Origin of the sequence: Gordonia heveisoli (assembly GCF_030315745.1) — a bacterium.
Taxonomy (GTDB): Bacteria; Actinomycetota; Actinomycetes; order Mycobacteriales; family Mycobacteriaceae; genus Gordonia.
This window is the reverse complement of sequence record NZ_JASXSH010000030.1, coordinates 11695-30738: the sequence shown is the minus strand read 5'-3', so window position 1 is coordinate 30738 and position 19044 is coordinate 11695. Positions and strand designations below refer to the sequence as shown.

Sequence of the window (19044 nt, the reverse complement as noted above, 5' to 3'; positions counted from 1 at the left end):
GTTCGACCTCGCCGCGCTGCATCGACGCTTCCCCGACATCGGATGGCAGTCCTTCGCCGACTGGGCAGCCGACGCGTCGCTGGAGATCACCCGGCAGAACCACCACAAATGGACAGAACCACCGGTTTGAAACCGGTGGTTCTGTCCATTTGTGGTGGTTTTGCGCCGTTAGAGAGAAAGTGTGCGGCTCAGCTCTTCTCCACTCGATTGCCACTCTCATCCCAATGATCGGCGACCTTCTTGCTCGGCTGCACCCGCGGCGGTTCGCCGGGCATCTTGGGATAGCTGGGCGGATAGGGCATGTCGCCGAGCCCATTCGCATCGTCGGCGGCCACCATCTCCAGAAGGTTCTCGATTCCCCGACGGTGGTCGGCAATGTCGGACCACGGGTCCCCGCGCTCGGCGACCAGACCGGGCACGGAGGCGATCGTGCAGTCGTCGGGGTTCACGTCGGCGAGTTCGTCCCAGGTCACCGGCGTCGATACCCGGGCACGAGCACTGCGCCGAGCTGAGTAGGGCGAAGCCATCGTACGGTCCCGCGCATTCTGGTTGAAATCGATGAATATCCGTTCTCCCCGTTCTTCTTTCCACCACGAGGTGGTCACCGCGTCGGGGTCGCGTCGTTCGAGTTCGCGGGCAATCGCGATAACCGCACGGCGGGTGGCGATGAAATCCCAGCGCGGTTCGATCGGCACATATACGTGGATACCCCGGCCACCGGAGGTCTTGACGAAGCCGGTGAATCCCAACTCGCTCAACAACGGTCGCAATCCGTCGATGGCGACGCGGCGCACGTCGTCGAAGTCGGTGCCCGGCTGCGGATCGAGGTCGATCCGCAACTGATCGGGGTGATCGTTGTCCGGATCGATGGTCGGCCACGAGTGGAAGGTGACGGTGCCGAGGTTGGCGCCCCATACGACGTCCGCGGGCACCGTCGGTTTGATGGCGTCACCGGTCCTCTTGGACGGGAACACGATTCGCGTCGACTGCACATGCTCGGGACGCTTCTTGGCGATGTGCTTCTGGTAGATCTCGTCCCCCTCGATCCCGTCGGGGAAGCGCTGCAAGAAGGTCGGTCGATCGCGCAGGGCCCTCATGATCGGCCCGTCGGTTCCATCATCGGTGGGCAACGCCATGGTGCGGTAGTAGCCGACCAGATCCCGTTTCCGCCCGCCGTTCTCACCGAGCTCGGGAAAGTAGACCTTGTCCGGATTGCTCAGCCGGACCGCGATACCGTCGACGTCGAGTTCCTCGGCGGGTGATCGGGATGCCATCTACTCAGGCCCCTTCCAGCACGTCGTGCAGATCGTAGGTGAGCGGGACGTCGAGCTGGCCGTACCCACAGCTGGTCGGTTCGCGGTCGGGACGCCAGCGCATGAACTTGACGGTGTGCCGGAACCGATGGTTCTCCATCTGGTCGTAGGCGAATTCGGCGACCAGCTCCGGACGGATCGGGATCCACTCCCCAGACTTCTCCGACCGCCAGCGGGTCGGCTCACCGGATGCCGGATTGTCCGGATCGAGCCGCATCGGCTCGAATTGCGCTTGTAGTTCGATGCGTTTGGCGTCGGAGAAGGCACTCGAACCGCCGACCATGTGCAGGTCGCCGTCGTCGGTGAACAGTCCGAGCAGCATCGAACCGACACCGTTGCCGCTCTTGTGGATGCGGTATCCGATGACCACGCAGTCGGCGCTGCGCTTGTGTTTGATCTTGACCATCTCGCGTTTGCCCTCGACATAGACGCCGTCCAGACGTTTCCCGACCACGCCGTCGAGACCCGCGCCCTCGAAGTTGGCGAACCAGTCCTGTGCGATGTCGGGGTCGGTGGTGACGCGGCTGACATGGAATCGACGATCCCGGGCACCGGCCCCGACCGCCCGCAGCAACGCCTGCCGTCGAACCTCGAAGGGTTCGGCCAGCACGCTTGCCGAGTCGAGCGCCAACGCGTCGAAGCCGATGAACACCGCGGGCGTCTTCTCGGCGAGCATCGCCACCCGCGACGCCGCCGGATGAATCCGCTGGCTGAGCGAATCCCAGTCCAACCGGTGCGTGTCGCCGATGAGCGCCGGGACACCGATCTCGCCGTCGAGCACGACCTTGTCGGGCAGTTCGTCCTTGGCCGCGGCGACGATCTCCGGAAAGTAGCGGGCCAGGTCTTTGCCGCCGCGCGACCCGATGGTCACCTCATCCCCGTCGCGGAACAACAAGGCCCGGAAGCCATCCCATTTCGGTTCATACGACCACACCGGCGCACCGTCTGGTTGCGGCGGGATGGCGGCGACTGCCTTGGCGAGCATCGGCGCAATCGGTGGCATGACCGGGAGTTCCACGTCCATCATCGTCCTCATCTCGGGTTGCGAACGCAACGACCATGCGGCGCGGGGCGCGCCACGGACAGGCAGACTTCGGTCCGAACCCGAACTCATCGGTGACCCCCGGAATCGGCCGGTAGGCTCGTCGAAATGTCCTTCGTCCCGCCCCCGAGTTCCCCGGCCGGCCGGTTCGCACCGTCACCGTCGGGGGAGCTGCATGTCGGGAATCTCCGTACCGCGTTGCTGGCGTGGTTGTTCGCCCGCAGTACCGACCGGCTGTTCCTGCTGCGCATGGAGGATCTCGACCGCACCGCCGTCGGCGCCGACGCCGGCCAGATCGCCGACCTCACCGCCGTCGGCGTCGATTGGGATCCACCGGTCGTCTACCAATCCCACCGACTCGAACACTATCGGGACGTTGTCACCGAGTTGCGCGACGAGGGCCGCACCTTCGAATGCTTCTGCACGCGACGCGAGATCCTCGACGCCCCGTCGGCGCCGCATGCCCCACAGGGCGCCTACCCGGGTACGTGTCGCGACCTCACCGACGCGCAGCGCGCCGAACGCCGGGAGTCGGGCCGACCGCCCGCAGTTCGGATCCGGGCCGACACCACGGCGTTCACCGTCACCGACCTGCTGCACGGTGAGTACACCGGGATGGTCGACGACTTCGTCATCCAACGCAACGACGGCACCCCCGCCTACAACCTTGCCGTCGTCGTCGACGATGCCGCGCAGGGCATCGATCAGGTGGTCCGCGGCGACGACCTGCTGTCGTCGGCACCGCGCCAGGCCTGGCTGGCCACCCTTCTCGGTGCCACCCCGCCGGTGTACGCGCACGTGCCGATGGTCCTCAACGGCAACGGGATCCGACTGTCCAAACGGGACGGTGCGGTGACGCTCGGAGACCTCTCCGCCGACGGTGTTTCGCCGACGACGGTCCTCTCACATATGGCCGCCTCACTCGGCCTCGCGACGCGCGACGAGTATGTCGATCCCGATCTTCTGCTGCGGCGCTTCGACCCGGACGTCCTGCCCCGCGATCCGTGGGTCCTGACCCCCGAGGAATGGGTCGAGTGACGCCGGCCTTGGGCCTTGGACGTCGACCGCGTCAGGCTTTCGCGTAGTACCGGCGCAGGAATTCGTCGCGGTACTCGACGTAGTTGCCGTCGGCGATCGCCTGCCGTGCCCGGTCCACCAGCGTCACGATGAACGAGACGTTGTGCAAGGTGGCCAGCGTCGCGGCCAGGCCTTCCTTCGCCTTGAACAGGTGGTGCAGGTACGCCCGCGAATACTGGGAGGTGTAGTTCTCGATCTCCGGGTCGAGTGGCCCGAAGTCCTTGCGGTAACGGGCATTGGTGACGTTGTAGCGGCCGTCGAGCGAATAGATGGCGCCGTTGCGGGCGACTCGGGTCGGCGACACACAGTCGAAGGTGTCGATACCGTTCTCGATGGCGGTGAAAATGTCGTTGGGCTCGCTGATACCGAGGAGATGTTTCGGCGTGTCCTCGGGCAGTTCGTCGTTGACCCATCCGACGATGGTGCCCAGATTCTGCTTCTCCAGCGCACCGCCGATCCCGTATCCACCGAATCCCTTGCCGCCGTTCTCGCGGTCGATCCGGTCGAGTTCGACGAAGTCCCGAGAAGCCTTGCGTCGCAGATCTTCATACTGTGCGCCCTGAATGACCCCCCACAGCGACTGCTGCGGACGATGGCTGCGTTCGATGCTGAGGCGGTTGTGTTCGGCCAGGCAGCGGATCGCCCAGAGTCGAGTCCGTTCCAGCGAATTCACCTGATAGCCGCGGGTGTTCATCAGTGTGGTGAGTTCGTCGAAGGCGAAGATGATGTCGGCGCCGAGTTGATGCTGGATCTGCATCGACACCTCGGGCGTGAAGCGGTGCCGCGACCCGTCGAGATGGGATTTGAAGGTGACACCGTCATCGTCGACGTGCGACAGCCGTTCCCGGCCCTCGGCGATCTTGTCGTCATCGGGGGCGTCGGTGGCCTCCATCGAGATGACCTTCTTGAACCCGGCACCCAGCGACATGACCTGGAAGCCACCGCTGTCGGTATAGGTGGGGCCCGACCAGTTCATGAACTTGCCCAGTCCGCCGGCCTCGTCGAGCACCTCCGGCCCCGGTTGGAGATAGAGGTGGTAGGCGTTGGCGAGCACCGCCTGGGCACCGAGCGCGCCGACCGACTCGGGCAGCACGGTCTTCACCGTCGCCTTGGTGCCGACCGGGATGAACGCAGGCGTCGCGATGTCGCCGTGCGGCGTGCTGATCGTCCCGGTGCGGGCGCGCGTACCGGGCAAGGTCGTGCCGACGGCGAAGGTGGTGGTGCTGGTGGTGCTGCTCACCGCAGCATCCTCCCAGGTCGGCGTCGGCAGACCCAAACGGCACACCCGTGGCGACCTCCGACCCTCACCGGGCGAAGCGCAGATCCTCTCAGCCAACCCACGGTCACGGGTGACTACCGTGGAGCCATGTCGCGCACACTCATTGCTCGCGGAATCCTCACCCTGGCCGTCGGGGCGGCCGGATTGTCCCTGGTCGGGTGTGGCTCCGAGCGGGATGTCACAGCAGACTCATCGACGGCATCGAACGCCGTGAGCGCACCGGCGAGCGAGGACCGTCCCTCGACCAGCCCGCCGGTGGTCGGCGGCCCCAAGCCCAGGAGCACCACCGCCGCCGAATCGGTGTCCACCGAGGACGAGGGTGCCGGACAGACCTGCGGCCAGATTCCCGGCCCCGACGGCGCGCTGCGCATCCTGGTCCTCGCCGGCGGCGTGACCTGCGCCGACGCCAAGGAGCTCGGCAAGGAGTACGGCCCGAAGATCGTCACCGGCAAACAGCAGTCGGTGTCCGGGTGGACCTGCGGACCGTCGGAGCTCGAAGGTATCCTCGCCGCCTGTGTGAAGGGCCAGCAGGTCGTCGGCTTCACGCCGTAGCTCGCCGAACCCCGCAGCTTGCCGATCGGTGGTCGACCGAGGAGTCAGGCGAGCGCGCCCGCGATCCGTTCCAGTGCGGCCACCCGACTGCCCTTGACCAGCACGGCGTCGCCGTCGGCGAGGTCACGTACCGCAGCGGTCGCGGCATCGACATCGGCGACGTGGACGACCTGCGGACCGTAAGCCGGTTCCGCGACCGCGATGACCTCGATCCCCAGCTCCCGTGCCTGCGCCGCGATGTCGGCGTGCGCGGCATCGGAGTCGGCGCCGAGTTCGGCCATCGTGCCCAGCACCGCGACCCGACGACGCGCGTCGAGCAATGCCAGCGACCGCAGCGCGGCCGCCATCGACGTCGGGTTGGCGTTGTAGGCGTCGTTGATGATGCGCACACCCGACGCACCGGTACTCATCTCCATCCGCATCCCCGACAGCTCGGCGCCGAGCAGGCCGGCCGCGATGCGATCCACCGACACGTCCAGCCCACCGCCGACCGCGGCCGCGGCCAACGCGTTCGGCACCTGATGCTCACCCCGGGCGCCCAGCGCGACGTCGGCCTCACCCCACGGCGTGTGCAACCGGAAGGAGGCACGCAGCTGATCGTCGAGGACCACCTCCGAGGCGTAGACGTCGGCGGACGGCGTCAATCCATAGGTCAGAGTGCGGGCGGCGGTTCTGGTGGCCATCGCCGCCACCAGCTCGTCGTCGGCGTTGAGGACGGCCAGTCCCGCCGCAGGCAGCGACTCGACGAGTTCACCCTTCGCCTGTGCCACCGCAGCCAGGTCGCCGAACAATTCCAGATGCACGCCCTCGACGCGGGTGATCACGCCGACGGTGGGCTGTCCGATGGAACACAGCAGTTCGATGTGCCCGACGCCGCGCGCGCCCATCTCCAGCACGACCGCCTCGGTCTCGTCGTCGGCGTTGACCAGGGTCAGCGGCAATCCGAGCTCGTTGTTGAACGACTTCTCACTCGCCGTAGTGGTGAACGAGGTGGCCAGCACCCCGGCGAGCAGATCCTTGGTGGAGGTCTTGCCGACCGACCCGGTCACCCCGACGACCCGATCGGGCAGCCGGCGACGCACCGCACGACCGAGGTCGGCCAGGGCCAGCGCAGTGTCGTCGACGACGATCGCGGCGGCCGAGCCGGAACCGTCTGGGTCCGGCCGGGACGTCAGATAGGCGGCCGCGCCTGCGGCCAACGCCGCCGGGATGAAGTCGTGGCCGTCGCGCGCGGCCACGATCGGCACGAACAGCTGACCGTTGTCCACCCCGCGCGAATCGATACTCGCCCCGGTGACGACGACATCGTCGCCGACCAGCCGTCCGCCCACCGCCGTCGCGATGTCACTAGCCCTGATATGCACAAATCCACGCTAGCCGACGGCTGCCCCAGGCCGTGAACGTCCACCGCGGGGGCCGTATCGTGACACCCATGGCCTCACCTCTCCTTCGTCTGGTCGTCCTCTTCGGCGGCGCATCCGCCGAACATGACGTCTCCCGGGTAACCGCTGCGCATGTCCTGGCCGCGGCCGATCAGACGAAATATGAGCTGGTGCCGATCGGCATCGCCAAGGACGGCACCTGGCGCCGCAACGACAAGGCCATCGCCGCGCTCGCCGACGGCACGCCGATGCCCGACGCGCTGGAGGTCGAAGGCACCGTGGTGGCACCGCTCGCCGAACTTCGTGGCGCGGCCGAGAACGACGCCATCACCGTGGTGCTCCCGCTGCTCCACGGCCCGCACGGCGAGGACGGCACCGTCCAGGGCATGCTCGAACTCTTCCGGCTGCCCTATGTCGGGTCCGGGGTGTTGTCGTCGGCGGTGTGCATGGACAAGGCCATGGCCAAGATCGTGACCGCACAGGCCGGCATCCCGCAGTGCCGGTGGATCGAGTTCCGCGACGGCGTCGACGACCCGGAGACCATCGTCGATCGCGCCGTCGACGAGTTGGGGCTGCCGATCTTCGTCAAACCCGCCAACCTCGGTTCCTCGGTGGGCATCACCAAGGCGCACGACGCCGCCGAACTCGACCAGGCCATCAACCTCGCCCTGCGCTATGACAACGTCGTCGTCCTCGAGGAAACCGTCACCGGTCGCGAGGTCGAGGTCGCCGTCCTCGGCGACACCGCGCCGGACACCTCGGTGCCCGGCGAGATCGAACCGGGCAGCGAGTTCTACGACTACGAGGACAAGTACGTCACCGGTGCCGCGAAGCTCGTCATCCCGGCCGCCCTGCCTGCGGAGGCGCAGGCGCAGGTGCGTGAGCTGGCCGCCCGGACCTTCACCGCGATGCGGTGCTCGGGTATGGCCCGCGTCGACTTCTTCTACGAGGAGGACGGACGCGGCTGGCTACTGAACGAGGTGAACACCATCCCCGGATTCACCCCCGGGTCGATGTACCCGAAGCTCTGGGAGGCGACCGGGATCAGCTACCCCGACCTCATCGACCAGCTCGTCGCGTTGGCTCTCACCGTGCATCAGCGCCGGGTCGGCTTCTCGATCGAGCACTGAGCCCCACCGCCGCACTCCCGAACTCACCATGGTGAAACCCCCACCGCCGCCGCCATTCACGGCCGAGGGTTGCCCGACGCAGGCTTACCCGACCTGCGCGAGCCCGCACAATCGTTGACGTACGATCATCCTCGTGACCCAGGATCCCCAGCCGCACGCGCTTCGCGTCCTGGTCTATTCCGATGATGCCGAGATTCGTAAACAGGTGATCACGGCGCTCGGCACTCGCCCGGACCCCGACCTCCCGGTGCTCAGTTTCCTGGAGGTCGCGACCGCGCCGATGGTCTTCATCCAGCTCGACGCCGGTTCGGTCGATGTCGTGATCGCCGACGGCGAGGCCACCCCGACCGGCGGGCTCGGCATCGCGAAACAGATGAAGGACGAACTCGATCCCTGCCCGACGACGCTGGTGTTGCTCGGCCGGGCCGACGACCGCTGGCTCGCCGACTGGTCCCGGGCCGACGCCTGGTCCACCCACCCGATCGATCCGATCGCCTTACCGGCGACCTTCGTCGACATGGTCCGCGCCGCCGACCTGTAGAACCGCCACTGACCTGGCAGAACCGCAACATCTGACGGATCAGCTGTACTGGTCAGCTCGATCGAGCCCGCAGGAGATGCGCCCGTCTCGGCCGCCGAAACGCCGTAGGCCCGAAACCTCACATTCGACCCACCGCCGCTTGTAGGCTTGTGTCACAGCTCACATCAGCCCCGATTGTCATCGGATTGTGTGGCTCCAGATCGGGGGAACCGAGCCAGGAGAGGCCGTCCGCCTATGAACGCCTATGTACCCATCATGGTGCTCGGCGCGATCGGTGCGGCCTTTGCGATCTTCTCGGTGTTCATCGCCGTCGCCGTCGGCCCGAAACGGTACAACCGCGCCAAACTCGAACCCTACGAATGCGGGATCGAGCCGGTCGAGCAGAGCCTGGTCGCCTCCGGCACCCGACGCCGAGGTGCGGGCGCGGTCGTGATGGGCCAGGTCCACCGAGTGCCGGTCAAGTACTACCTGACCGCGATGCTGTTCATCATCTTCGATATCGAAATCGTCTTCCTGTACCCGTGGGCGGTCGCGTTCGACCAGTTGGGCTGGTTCGGACTGCTGGCCATGGGGTTGTTCGTCGTCAACGTCTCGGTCGCCTACGCCTACGAGTGGCGGCGTGGCGGATTGAGTTGGGACTGAACACCGCAGGTAAACAACAGCATTGAGAGGAGGCATGCAATGGGAATCGAGGAGAAACTCCCCAGCGGTTTCCTGCTGAGCACGGTGGAAGAGCTCGCCGGATTCATGCGCAAGGGTTCCCTGTGGCCCGCCACCTTCGGCCTGGCCTGCTGTGCGATCGAGATGATGTCGACCACCTCCGGCCGCTACGACCTCGCCCGGTTCGGGATGGAGGCCTTCCGCGCATCACCCCGCCAAGCGGACCTGATGATCGTCGCGGGCCGGGTCAGCCAGAAGATGGCCCCGGTCCTCCGACAGATCTACGACCAGATGGTCGAGCCGAAATGGGTTCTCGCCATGGGTGTCTGCGCCTCGTCCGGCGGAATGTTCAACAACTACGCGATCGTGCAGGGCGTCGACCATGTGGTGCCCGTCGACATCTACCTGCCCGGTTGTCCACCCCGCCCGGAGATGCTGCTGAACGCGATCCTCAAATTGCACGAGAAGATCCAGGAGATGCCGCTCGGCGTCAACCGCGAGGAGGCCATCTGGGCCGCCGAACGCGCCGCATTGCAGGCCACCCCGACACTGGAGATGAAGGGGTTGCTGCGATGAGCGACTCCGAACCGGATCCCGAGGTGATCGGACTGCAGCACGGCCTGTTCGGTGCGCTGGGTAGTGGTGACACCTCCGGCTACGGTGGCCTCGTCGCGCCGGTCACCTTGCCGCCGAGTTCATCCCGTCCCTACGGCGGCTACTTCGACGAGGTCGCCGACACCCTCGCCATCGAACTCGGCGACACCTACGACGCCGCGGTGGAGAAGGTGGTCGTCTTCCGCGACGAGCTCACCTTCGGGGTGACGCGCACCCATCTCCGGGAAGTCGCGCTGACGCTCCGCAATCATCCCGACCTCCGATTCGAGATGTGCTTGGGCGTCAACGGGGTTCACTATCCTGACGACACCGAGCGTGAACTGCACGCCGTCTACCCGCTCTGCTCCCTCACCCACGGTCGTCGCCTCCGGCTGGAAGTCGCCGTTCCGGACGCCGATCCGCACATCCCCAGTCTCTGCGACATCTACCCGACCAACGACTGGCATGAACGCGAGACCTACGACTTCTTCGGGATCATCTTCGATGGACATCGTGCGCTGACGCGGATCGAGATGCCCGACGACTGGCATGGTCACCCGCAACGCAAGGATTACCCGCTGGGCGGAGTTCCGGTGGAGTACAAGGGAGTCCGCGTGGCGCCGCCCGATCGGAGGAGGTCCTACCGCTGATGACCGACACGAGTATCGGACCTACCCACCAGCCTCGAGCCACACGCACCTACACGGTGACGGGTCGGGACTGGGACGAGATCGTGTCGGATGTGCGCAGCCGCGCCGAACGTCAGCCCGGGGATGAGCGCATCGTGGTGAACATGGGTCCGCAGCACCCATCCACACACGGCGTGCTTCGGCTGATCCTCGAGATCGAGGGTGAGACCGTCACCGAGGCCCGCTGCGGAATCGGCTACCTGCACACCGGAATCGAGAAGAATCTCGAATACCGCAACTGGATGCAGGGTGTCACCTTCGTGACCCGGATGGACTACCTCTCGCCGTTCTTCAACGAGACCGCCTACTGCCTTGGCGTAGAGAAACTGCTCGGGATCACCGACGACATCCCCGAACGCGCCACCATCATCCGGGTCATGCTGATGGAACTCAACCGAATCTCCTCGCATCTCGTCGCGCTGGCCACCGGCGGTATGGAACTCGGGGCCGTCACCGCGATGTTCCTCGGCTTCCGCGAGCGTGAATTGATCCTCGACCTGTTCGAACTGATCACCGGGCTGCGGATGAATCATGCCTACATCCGGCCCGGCGGGGTCGCCCAGGATCTACCGGCCGACGCCCCCGACCGGGTGGCGCAGGTGATCGACCTACTACCGTCGCGGCTGGCCGACCTCGAAGATCTGTTGAACGACAACTACATCTGGAAGGCACGCACCCAGGGCGTCGGCTACCTCGACCTCACCGGCTGTGTCGCCCTGGGCATCACCGGACCGGTGCTGCGATCCACCGGATTGCCGCACGACCTCCGCAAGACCGATCCCTACTGCGGCTACGACACCTACGATTTCGACGTCATCACCGAACGCACCTGCGATTCCTACGGCCGCTACCTGATCCGGGTCCGGGAGATGCGCGAGTCGATCAAGATCGTCACCCAGTGTCTCGACCGGCTCCGGCCCGGACCGGTGATGGTGGCCGACCGCAAGATCGCCTGGCCCGCCGACCTCGCTCTCGGACCCGACGGCCTGGGCAACTCCCCCGAGCACATCGCGAAGATCATGGGCACGTCGATGGAGGCACTGATCCATCACTTCAAATTGGTCACCGAGGGGATGCGGGTTCCGGCCGGACAATGCTACGTCGCGGTCGAGTCGCCTCGCGGCGAACTCGGCGTGCACATGGTCAGCGACGGTGGCACCCGTCCGTACCGAGTGCACTACCGCGATCCGTCGTTCACGAATCTGCAGGCGGTGGCGGCGATGTGCGAAGGCGGCATGGTCGCCGACGTGATCACCGCGGTCGCCAGCATCGACCCGGTGATGGGAGGGGTGGACCGATGAGTGACCCTGTCTTCGTCGACCTGGGGACGGCGCCGCCTCCCGACGACCCGGCCCACCCGGTACCGGAACCGGTGCCCACCATCAGCTTCGGCGGTGCGGCCGTCTACCCGGCCGAGGTGACCGACCGTCTCGCCGGGCAGGCCGCGCCGATCATCGCCCGGTACCCGCAGTCCCGCTCCGCCCTGCTGCCCCTGCTCCATCTGGTGCAGTCCGAAGACGGATTCATCACCCGGGCAGGCGTCCGGTTCTGTGCCGAACAGCTCGAATTGACTGTTGCGCAGGTGGCTTCGGTCGCGACCTTCTACAGCATGTACCGGCGGTCGCCGACCGGTGAGTACCTCGTCGGCGTGTGCACCAACACCCTCTGCGCCACACTCGGCGGCGACGACATCCTGGCCACCCTGTGCGATCACCTCGGTATCGCCCCGGGCGAGACGACCGCCGACGGTCGCATCACCGTCGAACACGTCGAATGCAATGCCGCCTGCGACTTCGCCCCGGTCGTGATGGTCAACTGGGAGTTCTTCGACAATCAAACCCCGGACGCCACCGTCGAACTCGTCGAGGACCTGCGGGCGGGGGTGCCGACGTCTCCGAGCCGTGGCACCCGGCTGTGTTCCTTCCGCGACACCGCCCGCGCGCTCGCCGGACTCGCATCCCCCGACGAGGAGCCCGCCCTTCGTCACCACCTGCCCCGTGCGGAGCCCGCCGACGACGGAGGCGAGCGTCACGAAGGGGAACCCGAGACGATCCCCGTCCTCAGCAGGCGCTGGCAGGAACCCGAGTCGTGGACGTTGGACAACTACCTGCGCGACAACGGGTATCGGGCCTTGCATACCGCGCTGCGGACCCCACCCGACGATCTGATCGCCATGGTGAAGGACTCGGGGCTGCGCGGACGTGGTGGCGCCGGATTCCCGGTCGGCATGAAGTGGTCGTTCATCCCGCAATCCGAGGACCCCGGCGCCCCGCCGCACTATCTGGTCGTCAACGCCGACGAATCCGAACCCGGCACCTGCAAGGACATCCCGCTGATGCTGGCCACCCCGCACACCTTGGTCGAGGGGGCGATCATCGCTGCCTACGCCATCCGTGCCCGACATGCTTTCATCTATGTTCGCGGCGAGGTGGCGTCGGTGATCCGCCGGCTCCGCACCGCGGTCGAGGAAGCCTATACGGCAGGCTATCTGGGCCGCGACATCCTCGGCTCCGGATTCGATCTCGACCTCGTCGTCCACGCCGGCGCGGGCGCTTACATCTGCGGTGAGGAAACCGCACTGCTCGACTCGCTGGAGGGACGCCGCGGGCAGCCCCGGCTGCGGCCGCCCTTTCCTGCGGTCGCCGGCCTGTATGCGAGTCCGACCGTCGTGAACAACGTCGAATCCATCGCCAGCGTCCCGTCGATCATCCGTAACGGGGTCGATTGGTTCCGCACCATGGGCACCGAGAAGTCACCCGGGTTCACCATCTACTCGCTGTCGGGACATGTACAGCAGCCCGGACAGTACGAGGCCGCCCTCGGAATCACCCTGCGCGAGTTGCTCGAGCGTGCCGGGGGTGTCCGCGCCGGCCATCAGCTCAAGTTCTGGACGCCCGGCGGATCCTCCACGCCGCTACTCACCCCCGAACACCTTGACGTGCCGCTCGACTACGAGGGTGTCGGCGAGGCCGGATCCATGCTGGGAACCAAGGCTTTACAGATCTTCGACGAGACGACCTGCGTGGTCGGCGCGGTCGCCCGCTGGACCCGGTTCTACGCCCACGAATCCTGCGGCAAATGCACACCCTGCCGGGAGGGCACCTACTGGCTGGTCCAGCTCTACGACCGCCTCGAACGCTCCGGCGGCACCGAAACCGACCTCGAGACGCTGGCGGACATCACCAACAGCATCGTCGGCAAGTCCTTCTGTGCTCTCGGCGATGGTGCGGGCAGCCCGATCTCCTCATCGCTCAAGTACTTCCGCGACGAGTATCTGGCCCACCTCGACCACGGCTGCCCCTTCGATCACTCACAATCGACGGTCCTCGGCGGAGGTGAGCGATGACCCTCACCCACGGCGACGACGCCACCACCGAAACCGACAACCTCGTCGGCGTCACCATCGATGGCCGAGACCTACGGGTTCCCAAGGGTACGTTGATCATCCGAGCGGCCGAACAGATCGGTGTCACCATCCCCAGGTTCTGCGACCACCCACTGCTCGACCCGGTGGGTGCCTGCCGTCAGTGCCTGGTCGAGGTCGAAGGCCAGCGCAAGCCGCTCGCCTCTTGTACGACGACGGTCACCGACGGGATGATCGTCCACACCCAACGCAGCTCGGCGGTGGCCGCCGACGCCCAGCGCGGCGTGATGGAACTTCTGCTCATCAACCATCCACTGGACTGCCCGGTCTGCGACAAGGGTGGCGAATGCCCGCTCCAGAACCAGGCGATGTCGTCGGGTCGGTCCGACTCCCGCTTCACCGGTGTCAAACGAACATTCACCAAGCCGGTGCCGCTGTCGTCGGAGATCCTGCTCGATCGCGAACGGTGCGTCCTCTGCGCCCGCTGCACCCGCTTCGCCACCCAGGTGGCCGGGGATTCGCTGATCGAGTTCGCCGACCGCGGTGCGCTGCAACAGGTCAGCATCTACCAGGATGAGCCGTTCGATTCCTATTTCTCCGGCAACACCGTGCAGATCTGCCCGGTGGGCGCGCTGACCAGCACCGACTATCGCTTCCGCGCACGGCCTTTCGATCTGCAGTCGACGCCGTCGGTGTGTGAACACTGCGCCGACGGATGCGCCCTGCGCACCGACCATCGGCGCGGAAAGGTCCTGCGCCGCCTGGCCGGCGACGATCCACAGGTCAATGCGGAGTGGAACTGCGACAAGGGCCGGTGGGCTTTCAATTACGCCACCTCCGCCGACCGGCTGACCACCCCACTGCTGCGCGACGCCGACGGCAGCCTGCGTGCGGTGTCGTGGGCGCAGGCACTCGACGCCGCGGCGACCGGACTGGCCGCCGCCGACCGGGGTGTCGGGGTGCTCACCGGCGGTCGGCTCACCGTCGAAGACGCCTACGCCTACTCCCGATTCGCGCGGGCCGTACTGGGCACCAACGACATCGACATGCGGGCCCGTCCGCACAGCACCGAGGAGCAGGACTTCCTGGCGACTGCGGTCGCCGGTCACGACCTCGACGTCACCTACGACGATCTGTCGGCGGCACCGGCCGTCCTGCTCGTCGCATTCGAACCCGAGGAAGAATCGCCGATCATCTTCCTGCGTCTGCGCCGGGCGGTCCGCACCGCCGGTCAGCGCGTCTACACACTGGCCCCGTTCGCCTCCCGCGGATCGTCCAAGCTGTCGGCGGCCCTGATGACCGCCGTGCCCGGGACCGAGGCCGCGTTGCTCACCGAACCGGCGGTGGCCGAGGCCATCTCAGCACCGGGTTCGGTGATCCTGGCCGGTGAGCGCCTCGCCGGATCGCCGGGCGGGCTGTCGGCGGCGTATGAGCTCGCCGCCCGCACCGGGGCGAAACTCGCCTGGATTCCGCGCCGCGCGGGGGAGCGAGGCGCCATCGAGGTCGGCGCGCTACCCAATCTGCTTCCCGGCGGTCGCCCGGTGACCGATCCGTCGGCCCGCGCCGAACTGGCCGCCGCATGGAACCTCGACACCCTACCCGCGCATCCGGGCCGCTCGACCGCGGGCATCATCGATGCGGCGCACTACCACGGACTCTCGCTCCTCATCGGCGGTGTCGACCTCGACGATCTGCCCGACCCCACCGCGGCACGCGCGGCGGTCGATGCCGCCCCCTTCGTGGTCAGCCTCGAGTTGCGCCGGTCCACCGTCACCGAACTCGCCGATGTGGTGTTCCCGGTGGCGGCGGTCGCCGAACGCAGCGGCACCTTCGTCGACTGGGAGGGACGCCCGCGCGGCTTCGGGACCGCGCTCGACGACACCGGCACCCTCCCCGACCATCGGGTCCTAGACGCCCTGGCGCATCGCCTCGGCATCGAATTGCGCTGTGCCACCGCGTCGCAGATCCACACCGATCTCGGCAATCTCGGCGCGTGGAGTGGGACGCGCACCCACCTCGATGCCGGAGCGGCCGATTCGGTGACCACCCGCACGCCTGCGGCCGGGCAGGCCATCCTGGCGACGTGGCATCAGCTGATCGATCAGGGGCGCCTGCAGGACGACGAGCCGCATCTGGCCGGGACCGCCCGAACCCCGGTGGTACGACTGTCCGCCGCGACCGCCGCCGAGGCGGGAGTCGGGGCGGGTGAGCTTCTGCGGGTGGGCACCGTCGACGGCGTCATCGTGCTGCCCGCCGAGATCATCGACATGCCCGATCGGGTGGTCTGGCTGCCCACGAATTCTCCTGGTTCGCCGGTCTATTCGCGTCTGGCCGCCCAGTCCGGTGACCTCGTCGCCCTCGCACCGGAGATCCCGACGAACGGGGTGCCACGATGACCAGCTTCCAGGCGACCGACTACCCGACACTGGCCGACTTCGGGCACGACCCGCTGTGGCTGATCATCCTCAAGGCCATCGCCGTGTTCGGGTTCCTGGTGGTCAACGTACTCGTTGCCATCCTTCTCGAACGGAAGATCATGGCGCGCATGCAAACCCGGCTAGGACCCAACCGGGTCGGGCCGCACGGCATGTTGCAGAGCCTCGCCGATGGCGTGAAACTCGCCCTGAAAGAGGGAATCATCCCGACCGGCGTCGACAAGGTCATCTACCTGCTCGCCCCGATCATCGCAGTCGTGCCCGCCTTCATGGCCTTTGCAGTGATCCCGTTCGGGCCGACGGTCTCGGTCTTCGGCCGACACACCCCGCTCCAGCTCACCGACCTCTCCGTCGGCGTGCTCTATGTCCTGGCGGTGACGTCGATCGGCGTGTACGGCATCGTGTTGGCGGGTTGGTCGTCGGGCTCCACCTATCCGCTGCTCGGCGGGCTGCGGTCGACAGCGCAGGTGATCTCCTACGAGATCGCGATGGGTCTCACCTTCGCCGCGGTATTCCTCGACGCGGGCACCATGTCCACCTCCGGGATCGTCGCGGCCCAACACGACCACTGGTACGTCCTGATCCTGTTGCCCTCCTTCCTGATCTACGCGATCTCGATGGTCGGCGAGACCAACCGGGCGCCCTTCGATCTCCCCGAAGCCGAAGGCGAACTGGTCGGCGGATTCCACACCGAGTACTCCTCGCTGAAGTTCGCGATGTTCATGCTCGCCGAATACGTCAACATGGTGACCGTGTCGGCGCTGGCCACGACCATGTTCCTCGGCGGCTGGGCGCCTCCGATCTTCTTGCGCCCCTTCGACTGGGCGGACAGCGGCTGGTGGCCGATCCTGTGGTTCGTCATCAAGGTGTGGGCGTTCATGTTCGTCTTCATCTGGTTGCGGACCAGCCTGCCGCGGCTGCGCTACGACCAGTTCATGAATCTGGGCTGGAAGGTGCTGATCCCGATCTCGCTGGCCTGGGTGATGGTGGTGGCGGTCATCCGGGCGGCCACCGACGACATGAGCGAGTTGAGTCGCTCGCTCATCTCCGGTGGTGCAGGACTGGTGGTCACCCTACTGACCGCCTACGCGATCTGGGGGTTGATGCGGCATGTCCCCGATCCCGAGGACGTGCCGGGTCCCGCCAGCCAGGGAGCCGAATTCGGGCCTCCTCCATTCGATCCGATGGCCGGCGGGTTCCCGGTACCGCCGCTGCCCGGCCAGGTGATCGGTGCTCCCGTATCCGCGGTCGACCCGGCCGCGCCGCACTCAGCCCGCGACAAGGAGACGAGCGATGCCTGATTTCCTCAAACCCGTCAGCGGCCTCGGCGTCACCTTCGGTGGGATGTTCGCCCCCACCATCACCGAGACCTACCCGGAGGAGAAACGTCCGACCGCACCGCGCTATCACGGTCGGCATCAGCTCAACCGGCACCCCGATGGCCTGGAGAAGTGCATCGGCTGCGAATTGTGCGCGTGGGCCTGCCCAGCGGACGCCATCTACGTGGAGGGCGCCGACAACACCGACGAGGAAAGATTCTCTCCCGGTGAGAGATACGGCCGGGTGTACCAGATCAACTATCTGCGCTGCATCGGCTGCGGCCTGTGCATCGAGGCCTGCCCGACCCGAGCTCTGACCATGACCAACGAATACGAACTCGCCGACGACAATCGCGGCGACCTGATCTATGAGAAGGACCAGTTGCTCGCCCCGATGCCGGCGCAGGTACAGCCGCCACCGCATCCGATGGCCGCAGGTTCTACCGAGGAGAACTACTACCGCGGTGAAGTCGGCGCCGACGGCAGACTACACCCGCGCCGGGATCCGGACGGGACGACACCATGACGATGCTGCTGGCCGACGAACTCGTCCGCACCTCCACCGGTGAGGCGGTGCAGTTCTGGGTGCTCGGGACGGTCGCCGTCCTGGGCGCCCTCGGGGTGGTTTTCGCCACCAAGGCCGTGTACTCCGCGATCTTCCTGGCGACCACGATGATCGTGCTGGCCGTCTTCTACGTCGCCCAGGGCGCGTTGTTCCTCGGCGTCGTGCAAGTTGTCGTCTACACCGGCGCGGTGATGATGCTGTTCCTGTTCGTCCTGATGCTGATCGGGGTCGACTCGTCGGACTCGCTGGTCGAGACGCTCCGGGGACAGCGCATCGCCGCCGCCGCCGTCGGTCTCGGCTTCGGCATCCTGCTCATCGCCGGTATCGGTACCGCATCTGTGGCGGTGGTCGTCGACCAGCCCGGGCCGGCTGCCGCCTCGAACACCGGCTACAACGGCAACATCGAGCGGATCGCCGAATTGATCTTCGTCCGATACCTGTGGGCCTTCGAGCTGACCGGTGCGCTGCTGATCACCGCGACGCTGGGTGCGATGGTGCTCGCCCACCGAGAGCGCTTCGGCGCCAAGCTCAGCCAGCGCGAGATGTCGAAGGAACGCTTTCGTCGGGGCGTCAACCTCACGCCGCTGCCCACCCCCGGTGTGTATGCGCGGCACAACGCGGTCGACATCCCGGCGCTCCTACCCGATGGCACCCCGGCCGCATCGTCGGTCAACGCCACCCTCATCACCCGCGACCACGACGTCGAGATCGCCCGCGCACGAGAACGTCTCGCGCGTGAGCAGGGCCGAGTGCCGCAATCGCGGGGGGACGCCCCGTGAACCCGGAGAACTACCTCTATCTCGCGGCACTGCTCTTCACCATCGGCGCTGCGGGAGTTTTGCTGCGGCGCAACGCGATCGTCGTGTTCATGTGCGTCGAGCTGATGCTGAACGCGGCGAATCTGACCTTCGTGACGTTCGCCCGCATGCACGGCGGCGGTGGCGGCGGGCAGATGGCCGTCGACGGACAGGTGATCGCCTTCTTCACCATGGTGGTCGCCGCGGCCGAGGTCGTGGTCGGACTGGCCATCATCATGACCATCTTCCGGGCACGCCGGTCGGCCTCGGTCGATGACGCCGACCTGCTCAAACATTGACGCGGT

The 19044-nt window shown here is 66.7% G+C and carries 18 protein-coding genes; 14 read left to right on the top strand and 4 right to left on the bottom strand.

What is annotated here, in order from left to right; all coding sequences use genetic code 11:
- Positions 1-188: 188 nt before the first annotated feature.
- Positions 189-1274 carry a DNA polymerase domain-containing protein gene (locus tag QSJ18_RS19150; protein WP_286328243.1) on the bottom strand — a complete coding sequence of 362 codons (1086 nt, stop codon included), beginning with the start codon at positions 1272-1274 and terminating at the stop codon, positions 189-191.
- Between the two features lie 4 nt (positions 1275-1278).
- The gene (locus QSJ18_RS19145; protein ID WP_286328242.1) at positions 1279-2331 is read right to left on the bottom strand and encodes an ATP-dependent DNA ligase; all 1053 of its coding nucleotides are present in this window, start codon (positions 2329-2331) and stop codon (positions 1279-1281) included.
- Positions 2332-2463: 132 nt separating this feature from the next.
- Between QSJ18_RS19145 and gluQRS the strand changes: the two genes are divergently transcribed.
- Positions 2464-3393 carry a tRNA glutamyl-Q(34) synthetase GluQRS gene (gene gluQRS / locus QSJ18_RS19140; protein ID WP_286328241.1) on the top strand — a complete coding sequence of 310 codons (930 nt, stop codon included), beginning with the start codon at positions 2464-2466 and terminating at the stop codon, positions 3391-3393.
- Between the two features lie 31 nt (positions 3394-3424).
- Here the strand turns inward: gluQRS and tgt are convergent, their stop codons facing one another.
- Entirely contained in the window at positions 3425-4672 is a 1248-nt protein-coding gene (tgt, locus tag QSJ18_RS19135) for a tRNA guanosine(34) transglycosylase Tgt (protein ID WP_286328240.1), read from the bottom strand.
- A 126-nt stretch (positions 4673-4798) separates the two neighbouring features.
- Here tgt and QSJ18_RS19130 point away from each other — a divergent pair, with 126 nt between their 5' ends.
- On the top strand, positions 4799-5263 hold the full coding sequence (locus QSJ18_RS19130; protein ID WP_286328239.1) for a hypothetical protein: 465 nt from the start codon (positions 4799-4801) through the stop codon (positions 5261-5263).
- Positions 5264-5307: 44 nt separating this feature from the next.
- Here the strand turns inward: QSJ18_RS19130 and QSJ18_RS19125 are convergent, their stop codons facing one another.
- Positions 5308-6627: a UDP-N-acetylmuramoyl-tripeptide--D-alanyl-D-alanine ligase gene (locus tag QSJ18_RS19125; RefSeq protein ID WP_286328238.1), complete on the bottom strand. Its 1320-nt coding sequence runs from the start codon at positions 6625-6627 to the stop codon at positions 5308-5310.
- A 68-nt stretch (positions 6628-6695) separates the two neighbouring features.
- Between QSJ18_RS19125 and QSJ18_RS19120 the strand changes: the two genes are divergently transcribed.
- The 12 genes from QSJ18_RS19120 (at position 6696) to nuoK (ending at position 19038) form a co-directional block, all read left to right on the top strand.
- Positions 6696-7775 (top strand): D-alanine--D-alanine ligase family protein, encoded by a 1080-nt coding sequence (locus QSJ18_RS19120; protein ID WP_286328237.1) that lies wholly within the window; start codon positions 6696-6698, stop codon positions 7773-7775.
- 133 nt (positions 7776-7908) lie between these two features.
- A complete protein-coding gene (locus QSJ18_RS19115) occupies positions 7909-8316 on the top strand; it encodes a hypothetical protein (RefSeq protein ID WP_286328236.1) in 408 nt (135 codons plus the stop codon).
- Positions 8317-8550: 234 nt separating this feature from the next.
- Entirely contained in the window at positions 8551-8958 is a 408-nt protein-coding gene (locus tag QSJ18_RS19110) for an NADH-quinone oxidoreductase subunit A (RefSeq protein ID WP_286328235.1), read from the top strand.
- Between the two features lie 39 nt (positions 8959-8997).
- Positions 8998-9552 carry a NuoB/complex I 20 kDa subunit family protein gene (locus QSJ18_RS19105; RefSeq protein WP_286328234.1) on the top strand — a complete coding sequence of 185 codons (555 nt, stop codon included), beginning with the start codon at positions 8998-9000 and terminating at the stop codon, positions 9550-9552.
- Positions 9549-10220, top strand: coding sequence for an NADH-quinone oxidoreductase subunit C (locus QSJ18_RS19100; RefSeq protein WP_286328233.1), 672 nt, complete (start codon positions 9549-9551; stop codon positions 10218-10220). Before QSJ18_RS19105 ends, QSJ18_RS19100 begins: the two co-directional genes overlap by 4 nt.
- Positions 10220-11560, top strand: coding sequence for an NADH dehydrogenase (quinone) subunit D (gene nuoD, locus QSJ18_RS19095; RefSeq protein ID WP_286328232.1), 1341 nt, complete (start codon positions 10220-10222; stop codon positions 11558-11560). The genes QSJ18_RS19100 and nuoD overlap by 1 nt, the downstream gene beginning before the upstream one ends.
- The gene (nuoF, locus tag QSJ18_RS19090; RefSeq protein ID WP_286328231.1) at positions 11557-13605 is read left to right on the top strand and encodes an NADH-quinone oxidoreductase subunit NuoF; all 2049 of its coding nucleotides are present in this window, start codon (positions 11557-11559) and stop codon (positions 13603-13605) included. Before nuoD ends, nuoF begins: the two co-directional genes overlap by 4 nt.
- Entirely contained in the window at positions 13602-16019 is a 2418-nt protein-coding gene (locus tag QSJ18_RS19085) for an NADH-quinone oxidoreductase subunit G (protein ID WP_286328230.1), read from the top strand. Before nuoF ends, QSJ18_RS19085 begins: the two co-directional genes overlap by 4 nt.
- Positions 16016-17359, top strand: coding sequence for an NADH-quinone oxidoreductase subunit NuoH (gene nuoH, locus QSJ18_RS19080; protein WP_286328229.1), 1344 nt, complete (start codon positions 16016-16018; stop codon positions 17357-17359). Before QSJ18_RS19085 ends, nuoH begins: the two co-directional genes overlap by 4 nt.
- Positions 17352-17903 carry an NADH-quinone oxidoreductase subunit NuoI gene (nuoI, locus tag QSJ18_RS19075; RefSeq protein WP_286328228.1) on the top strand — a complete coding sequence of 184 codons (552 nt, stop codon included), beginning with the start codon at positions 17352-17354 and terminating at the stop codon, positions 17901-17903. The genes nuoH and nuoI overlap by 8 nt, the downstream gene beginning before the upstream one ends.
- The gene (locus tag QSJ18_RS19070) at positions 17900-18721 is read left to right on the top strand and encodes an NADH-quinone oxidoreductase subunit J (RefSeq protein ID WP_286328227.1); all 822 of its coding nucleotides are present in this window, start codon (positions 17900-17902) and stop codon (positions 18719-18721) included. The genes nuoI and QSJ18_RS19070 overlap by 4 nt, the downstream gene beginning before the upstream one ends.
- On the top strand, positions 18718-19038 hold the full coding sequence (gene nuoK, locus QSJ18_RS19065; protein WP_286328226.1) for an NADH-quinone oxidoreductase subunit NuoK: 321 nt from the start codon (positions 18718-18720) through the stop codon (positions 19036-19038). The genes QSJ18_RS19070 and nuoK overlap by 4 nt, the downstream gene beginning before the upstream one ends.
- The last annotated feature ends 6 nt before the right edge of the window (positions 19039-19044 follow it).

Bases quoted from the DNA above. Each gene is read 5' to 3' on its own strand.
- QSJ18_RS19150 (WP_286328243.1), bottom strand. From the start codon at position 1,274: ATGGCATCCCGATCACCCGCCGAGGAACTCGACGTCGACGGTATCGCG.
- gluQRS (WP_286328241.1), top strand. From the start codon at position 2,464: ATGTCCTTCGTCCCGCCCCCGAGTTCCCCGGCCGGCCGGTTCGCACCG.
- QSJ18_RS19130 (WP_286328239.1), top strand. From the start codon at position 4,799: ATGTCGCGCACACTCATTGCTCGCGGAATCCTCACCCTGGCCGTCGGG.
- QSJ18_RS19120 (WP_286328237.1), top strand. From the start codon at position 6,696: ATGGCCTCACCTCTCCTTCGTCTGGTCGTCCTCTTCGGCGGCGCATCC.
- QSJ18_RS19110 (WP_286328235.1), top strand. From the start codon at position 8,551: ATGAACGCCTATGTACCCATCATGGTGCTCGGCGCGATCGGTGCGGCC.
- QSJ18_RS19105 (WP_286328234.1), top strand. From the start codon at position 8,998: ATGGGAATCGAGGAGAAACTCCCCAGCGGTTTCCTGCTGAGCACGGTG.
- QSJ18_RS19100 (WP_286328233.1), top strand. From the start codon at position 9,549: ATGAGCGACTCCGAACCGGATCCCGAGGTGATCGGACTGCAGCACGGC.
- nuoD (WP_286328232.1), top strand. From the start codon at position 10,220: ATGACCGACACGAGTATCGGACCTACCCACCAGCCTCGAGCCACACGC.
- nuoF (WP_286328231.1), top strand. From the start codon at position 11,557: ATGAGTGACCCTGTCTTCGTCGACCTGGGGACGGCGCCGCCTCCCGAC.
- QSJ18_RS19085 (WP_286328230.1), top strand. From the start codon at position 13,602: ATGACCCTCACCCACGGCGACGACGCCACCACCGAAACCGACAACCTC.
- nuoH (WP_286328229.1), top strand. From the start codon at position 16,016: ATGACCAGCTTCCAGGCGACCGACTACCCGACACTGGCCGACTTCGGG.
- nuoI (WP_286328228.1), top strand. From the start codon at position 17,352: ATGCCTGATTTCCTCAAACCCGTCAGCGGCCTCGGCGTCACCTTCGGT.
- QSJ18_RS19070 (WP_286328227.1), top strand. From the start codon at position 17,900: ATGACGATGCTGCTGGCCGACGAACTCGTCCGCACCTCCACCGGTGAG.